At 72.1% G+C, this 6,013-nt stretch carries 6 protein-coding genes and 1 pseudogene; all 7 read left to right on the top strand.

What is annotated here, in order from left to right; all coding sequences use genetic code 11:
• The coding region (locus ABD224_RS28855) for an ADP-ribosyltransferase (protein WP_344055208.1) at nucleotides 1–1,772 on the top strand (1,772 nt) is incomplete at its 5' end.
• Nucleotides 1,773–1,814: 42 nt separating this feature from the next.
• Nucleotides 1,815–2,216: a hypothetical protein gene (locus tag ABD224_RS28850; RefSeq protein ID WP_344055206.1), complete on the top strand. Its 402-nt coding sequence runs from the start codon at nucleotides 1,815–1,817 to the stop codon at nucleotides 2,214–2,216.
• Between the two features lie 12 nt (nucleotides 2,217–2,228).
• A complete protein-coding gene (locus ABD224_RS28845; RefSeq protein WP_344055204.1) occupies nucleotides 2,229–3,437 on the top strand; it encodes a DUF6508 domain-containing protein in 1,209 nt (402 codons plus the stop codon).
• 163 nt (nucleotides 3,438–3,600) lie between these two features.
• The gene (locus tag ABD224_RS28840) at nucleotides 3,601–4,044 is read left to right on the top strand and encodes an HD domain-containing protein (protein WP_344055210.1); all 444 of its coding nucleotides are present in this window, start codon (nucleotides 3,601–3,603) and stop codon (nucleotides 4,042–4,044) included.
• 32 nt (nucleotides 4,045–4,076) lie between these two features.
• Nucleotides 4,077–4,352: a hypothetical protein gene (locus ABD224_RS28835; protein WP_344055202.1), complete on the top strand. Its 276-nt coding sequence runs from the start codon at nucleotides 4,077–4,079 to the stop codon at nucleotides 4,350–4,352.
• 30 nt (nucleotides 4,353–4,382) lie between these two features.
• Nucleotides 4,383–5,738, top strand: a complete 1,356-nt coding sequence (gene eccD / locus ABD224_RS28830; protein WP_344055200.1) for a type VII secretion integral membrane protein EccD — start codon at nucleotides 4,383–4,385, stop codon at nucleotides 5,736–5,738.
• A gap of 59 nt (nucleotides 5,739–5,797) precedes the next feature.
• Nucleotides 5,798–6,013 (top strand): annotated as a pseudogene (locus ABD224_RS28825) (MinD/ParA family protein); the annotation flags it as partial.

Genomic DNA, 6,013 nt, shown 5'->3' with positions numbered 1-6,013 from the left:
GGGGCCTGGGCACCCTGGTCGGCGTCGACGGCTGGGAGGCGGCCAAGCAGGCGTGGAAGGGGCTGGCCCAGCTGGCCACCGGCCTGGTGCTGACGGCGGTGCCGGTGGTGGGGGCGGCGTTCTGGACCCTGCCGGAGGACAAGCTGCCCTCCTGGATCCGGGATTCGCGCACGGCGATGAAGGAGACCGGCAAGGCGCTGGTGGCCTGGGACGAGTGGGGCAAGAACCCCGCCCGCGCCGCCGGGGCGGTCACCTTCAACGTGCTCACCACCGTCTTCACCGGCGGCGCCGGGGGTGCGGCCTCGGGTGCGGGCAAGGCCGGCGCGGTGGCCAGGGCGCTGTCGGTGGCCGGGAAGGCGGGGCGGGCCATCGACCCGATGACCCACATCGCCAAGGGCGCCGGAGCGGGCCTGTCGAAGATCGGCGACATCGCCAAAGGCCTCAAAGGCATCGGCACCATCGACATCCCCACCCTCCCCGACGGCTCCGTTCGCCTGCCCGACGGCCGTCTTCTGGACCCGCACGGCAACCTCATGACGCCCAACGGGGTCATCGACACCACACCGATCCCGCGCGAGACGACCTCTACGCTCCCGGCCCACTGGACGATCCAGGGCCAACAGCCGGTGTACGCCGGGGTCCACGCGGGCGACGGTCTGGTCGACGGCGTGCGCACGACCGACACGACGGCGTACAACCGCATGCCCACGAACACGCCCGTGCACGATGCCCCCACGGAGGTTTCGTACACGCCGCATGAGGCACCGGTGTCCACGCCGCACACCGGCGGGCACGAGTTCCCGAACGGCAGTGGCCACGACCCGAACCCGGTGTCCCAGAGCTCGGCCCACGAGATGCCTGGCGGCCACACCGACGACACCTCCCACGGGACGGGCCACAACGGCCACGACGGCGACCACACGAAGTACGGCGACGATCCCACCGACCAGTCCGCGCAGGGATACGCGGACGACGTCACCGACGCGGTCGACCAAGCCGACCAGGTGGACCTCGGCGACACGGCCGTGGACACCGCCGTGCACCACGGCGCCGACACACCGGTGGAGCCGGGCCGTGCGGACACGGACGTGCCGCAGCACGGCGGAGGCGACGCGCCGTTCGAGTACAAGCCGCTCATGTCGCACGAAGAGTTCGCGACTCTGAGCAGTGCCGAGAAGCACGCGGTGGCCGAGGCCGAACTCGCGCACGGCACGAACCCCGCGCCCAGCGTCAGCAACGAAGCGGGGCTGAAGTACGGCGACGCCTACTGGAAGGAGTTCATGGACGACCTGCCCCTGGAGAAGAAGCAGGGGCTGGTCACCTACACGGGTGCCGCGTACGACCCGATCAACAACCATCTCCGCTACGGCACGGATGTGCCCCAGCACATCCTGGACACCATCAAGAGCATGGACGAGGTCATGGACGCCCGCCCCGTGCCCGAGAACATCATGGTCGTGCGCGGAACCGGGATCGATCACCTCAACCTGAAGTCGCCGCTCGACATGAGGGGTGGTGTCTTCGACGACAAGGCGTTCACGTCCACGGCACTCGGCAAGACGCCGCCTCCGCCCTTCGACGCCAAACCGGTGCGGCTGCACCTTCGGGTGCCGAAAGGCACCCCCGCCCTCTGGCTGGAGCCCATCACCCAGGTCAAGGGCGAGCGGGAACTGCTGCTTGCCCGGGGGACCCGGTTCAAGGTCACGCGTGTCTTCATGGACGAGACGGACGGCAAGTGGCACGTCTACGGGGAGGTTCTGCCGAGGTCGTAGTCTGCGTTGCAGATCATCCCCCGGTGAAGAAATGTGGACATCATGAGCAGTGAACGGCCGATCAACCCGCGCTTCGACGACGACGTGCACTTCAATCTCGTGGAGCCGGGGCCGCCGCGATACCAGACCCACACCGACAAGCCGGTGCGTTACATCACGGTGGCCGACAAGCAGAGCGGCGAGGTTCTCGGCTACGTATGGGCCAACGACGAGGACGACGCCGCCGCGTGGGAACCGCGAGAGGCCGTCGGCCCCCGGGCGTTCGCCGAAGGCAGCATCTGGCATGCCAGGCTGGAGGGTGCCAAGAATCGGGGCCTTCGGCCGTCCCAGGCGCTCGCGGAGCTTTTGGCCAACCCTGAGGGCAACCGCGGACGGGTCCTCCCTGACTCCCTGACCGACGCCCCGAGCGCCGCAGCCGTCGAGGCACTCGCCAAGGAGAAGTAACCGCCCCACGTCATGCACACCCCCGTCCGCTACATCACCGTCACCGCCCCCGACGGCGAGATCATCGGCTATGCCTGGGGCAGCGCCACCGATGTCGGGTGGATCCACCGGGCGGCGAGCAGCAGCAGTGCCTACAAGGCGGGGATGGAGTGGTCCAGCAAGGTACGGGACGCCCACCGGCGTGGTCTCGCCCCGGCCGGTGTGCTCGCCCTGTTCAGCCGGGAGCCGGGCGCGGGGCCCGTCACCGAGGCCCCTGACCTCGACACGATCGAGGAGCTCGCCCGTGTCGTCACCCCGGCCGACGACCAGCGGCTGCTCGACCAGCTCAAACCGGCGGACCACCCCGCCTGGCAGGAGCTGGCCGAGGCCTTCGACGCGCTCACGGACGAGGACCGTGCCGTCGAGTGGGGCGGTGGCCAGGAGACGTCGAACGGTGCGATCCACGTGCCGTTCCCGGTCTACAGCAAGCCGCTGAAGCGGGCGGTGCAGGCGCTGTGGGACATCGGCGCCGTCACCCCCGAGTACCGGTGGACGGGCAACCCGCTTCCCCAGGTTCCGCCGTCCGGGCGGCTGGACCCCGCCGACGCCGTGCGTGCCGCCACCGCGGTCCTGCGGGGTGAGCGGTTCTGCGACGGGATGATCGAGGACGCGGTGAAGTCCGGGCTTCTGGACGCCGTCGCCGACTCGCTCCGGGCGTGGCACGCCGACCCCGCGACCGCGCGGTCCTTTGCCGTGCGGCACCCCGGGGCCGGCACCGGTCACAAGGCGCCCGCGCCCGCCGCCGTCCGGGCCGGCGCCGGCGACCGTGCCGCTCACCCCCGGCAGACCGTCTTCCTGTGCAGGTACTGCGGAGCCGCCCCCGCCGCGGACGTCGCCTTCCGGGCGCACCGGGGGCTGCTGTTCGTCCTCGGGTTCCGGAGGACGGACGGGCCGGTGTGCAGGGTGTGCGGTGTGGCCGTGCACCGGGCGCTGACCACGCACACGCTGTGCTGGGGCTGGTGGAGTCCGCTCTCGCTGTTCCTCTTCGGCCCGTTGACGCTGGTGCGCAACCTTCTCGCCGTACGCCGGCTGAAACGGCTTCCGGAGCCGGGGCCGGGAACGCTCGGGGAGCGGCTCGACCCGGGCCGGCCCGTGCACCGGCGGCCGCGGGCGTACGTCGCGCTCATCCCGCTGTCATGGCTGCTGTCCCTGATCGGAGCGGCGGTGTTCCGCGATGGCTGACGCACCGGGGGCGGTGGCCGCCCGGCGAACGGCGCACCCAGGGTGTACGGGTGACACACCCATGGCTTATGTTGCGGAAAGGAATGAGGGGGGATTCCGCGTGCCGCAGGAAGAGCCGCTCCGCGAAGGGCGGACGCAGACGCCGTCCGGCGACGGCGCACCGATGACTCCTGCCGAGGTCGAGGCCGTTGCCCGTGCCGCGCACGACGGTCAGTGGGACAAGGCCGGACGGCCGTACGCCGAGCACCTGCAGGCCGTCGCCGAGGGGGTGCGGGCCCGCGGCGGAGGGGACGATCTCGTCGCCGCCGCCTGGCTCCACGACGCCCTGGAGGACGGCGTCCTCAGCGAGGAGTGGCTCGACGCGGCCCGGCTGCCGCAGCGCACCAAGGACGTCGTACGGGCCGTGACCAAGCGGCCCGGCGAGGAACCGGAGGCGTACGCGCGCCGGATCCTGGCCACCCCCGGCGCCCGGCTGGTCAAGGCGGCCGACCTCGCGCACAACGCCGACCCGCGCCGGCTCGCCCTCCTCGACGAGCCGACCGCCCGGCGGCTCGAGCGGAAGTACGCCACGATGCGCGGCCTTCTCGGCCTCACCCCGGACGACTGACGGCACCGCAGGACACGGCACAGGACGACGGAATGGCACGGGACTACGACAGCCAACTGCTCGAGTCGGTGGCGGTGCGCCGCCGGCGGCTGCGCGACGCGCTGCTGTTCGGCACGCAGCGCGGCCGGCGCACGCTGGACGAAAGGCTCGGCAAGCTGTTCGCGGGGATCGCCATCGCGGCGGTGCTGTGCGCCGGTTGCGTCGGCTGGTCGTTCCTTCAGGCCACCTTGGCCAAGCAGAAGGCCGAGGAGAAGAAGCGGCAGCAGCAGGAACAGCTCTGGCATGGGCACGCTACAAAGGACCCGTGACGGAGAGGACACGATGATAGGTTCCGGTGAGTGGTGAGCGCAGCAACGACGTCCCGGACGCGGCTGAGCCGGGTCACCCTGGTCGGTGAGCGACGGCGCGCCGACATCGTCCTGCCGTCGGACACTCCGATCGGTCAACTGCTCCCTGACATCCTGAAATTGCTCGACGACCGTGTGGCCACCCGTCCGGCCACCCGGCAGTTGATCACTTCCGACGGCTCGGTCCTGCCGCACGAGGCGACCCTGTCCTCGGCGGAGGTTCCCGACGGCGCCGTTCTGCGGCTCGTCCGTGCCCATGCGGCCCCGCCCGCACCGGTCGTCCACGACGTCACCGACCAGGTCGCCGACGACCTCGACCTGCATGCCTGGCGCTGGCGTCCGGCCGCCCGCCGGGCCGGTGCCGGTGTGGCCACCGTGGCGTTCGCCGTGACCGCCGGGCTGCTCGCCCGGCGGGAGTTCGCGCTGGAGAGCGTCACCGCCGCACTCGCGGCCGTCACGGTGGCGTGCATGGTCGCCGGAGCCCTGGCGGCCAAGGTGGGCAAGGGCAATCGCGGGCTCGCCACCGCGCTGCTGCTCGCCACCGGCGGGCTCGGACTGCTCACGGCGTGGACCGCCGCCGACGCCTACGCCTGGTCGGGGACGGCCAGGCTGGGCGGTGTCGTCGGCGCGCTGGTGGTCACCCTGGTGCTGCTGGCCTATTTCTCGCCGCTCGGCCGCGGCGGGCTCATCGGGGCGGGAGCGGCCGCCGCGGTCGCCGTCGTGTGGGAGGCCGTCGCCGCCGTGCAGGACAGGCCGGACCGGCTCGGCGCCGTGATGGCCGTGTTCTCCGTCGTCCTGCTGGGACTGCTGCCCCGGTTCGCGCTGATGGCCTCCGGGCTCACCGGGCTCGACGACCGGCGCTCCTCGGGCGCGTCGGTGAGCCGGCATCAGGTCGCCAACGCCCTCGCCGCCACCCACCGCGGGCTCGTCCTGGCCACGGTGGTCACCGCCGTCTCCGCCGCCGCGGGCGGCTGGCTGCTGACCACCGCTCAGAAGCCCACCGTGTGGACGGTGGCGCTGGCCTCGGTGACCGCCGTCGTCCTGCTGTCGCGGGCCCGGGCCTTCCCGTTGGTCGCCGAGGTGGTGGCGGTGTTCGCGGCGGCGGCCGTGCTCGTCGTACGGCTGGTGGTGCTGTGGCTGGACCACGGCGGAGGCATCGGCGCGTTCGCGCTGCTCGGTGCGACCGCGCTGCTGCCGCTGGGCATCCTCGCGATCGAACCTCCGGAGCACATCCGGGTACGGTTGCGCAAGTTCGCCGATCTGATCGAGTCCGTCGGAGTGATCGCGCTCTTCCCGCTCGCCGTCGGGGTGTTCGGTATCTACGGGCAGTTGCTCGACAAGTTCTGAGGCTCCACGGACGACGCGCGCCGCTTCGGGCGGGACGACGAGGCAGGAGAGAAGGGGACATGCCGAGCGGGAACAACTGGCAGAGCGACGTGCTGCGCGATCTGAGAAGCGGCACGTCCCCGCAGGGACCGAAGGGGGACACGAGCCCACCGCAGGCGGAGGCGCAGACACCGGCGGACGCCCGGCCGCAGCCCCAGCCGGCGCCGTCCGCCCGGCAGCAGCCGTCGGACACGGCCCCGCGGCCTCCCGCGGCCGGGCAGCCGACCGCCGTCCCG

The sequence above is a fragment of the Streptomyces thermoalcalitolerans genome, from assembly GCF_039525155.1.
Lineage (GTDB): Bacteria > Actinomycetota > Actinomycetes > Streptomycetales > Streptomycetaceae > Streptomyces > Streptomyces thermovulgaris.
The sequence above is the reverse complement of the archived record's forward strand: the minus strand, read 5'-3'. Positions and strand labels throughout refer to the sequence as shown.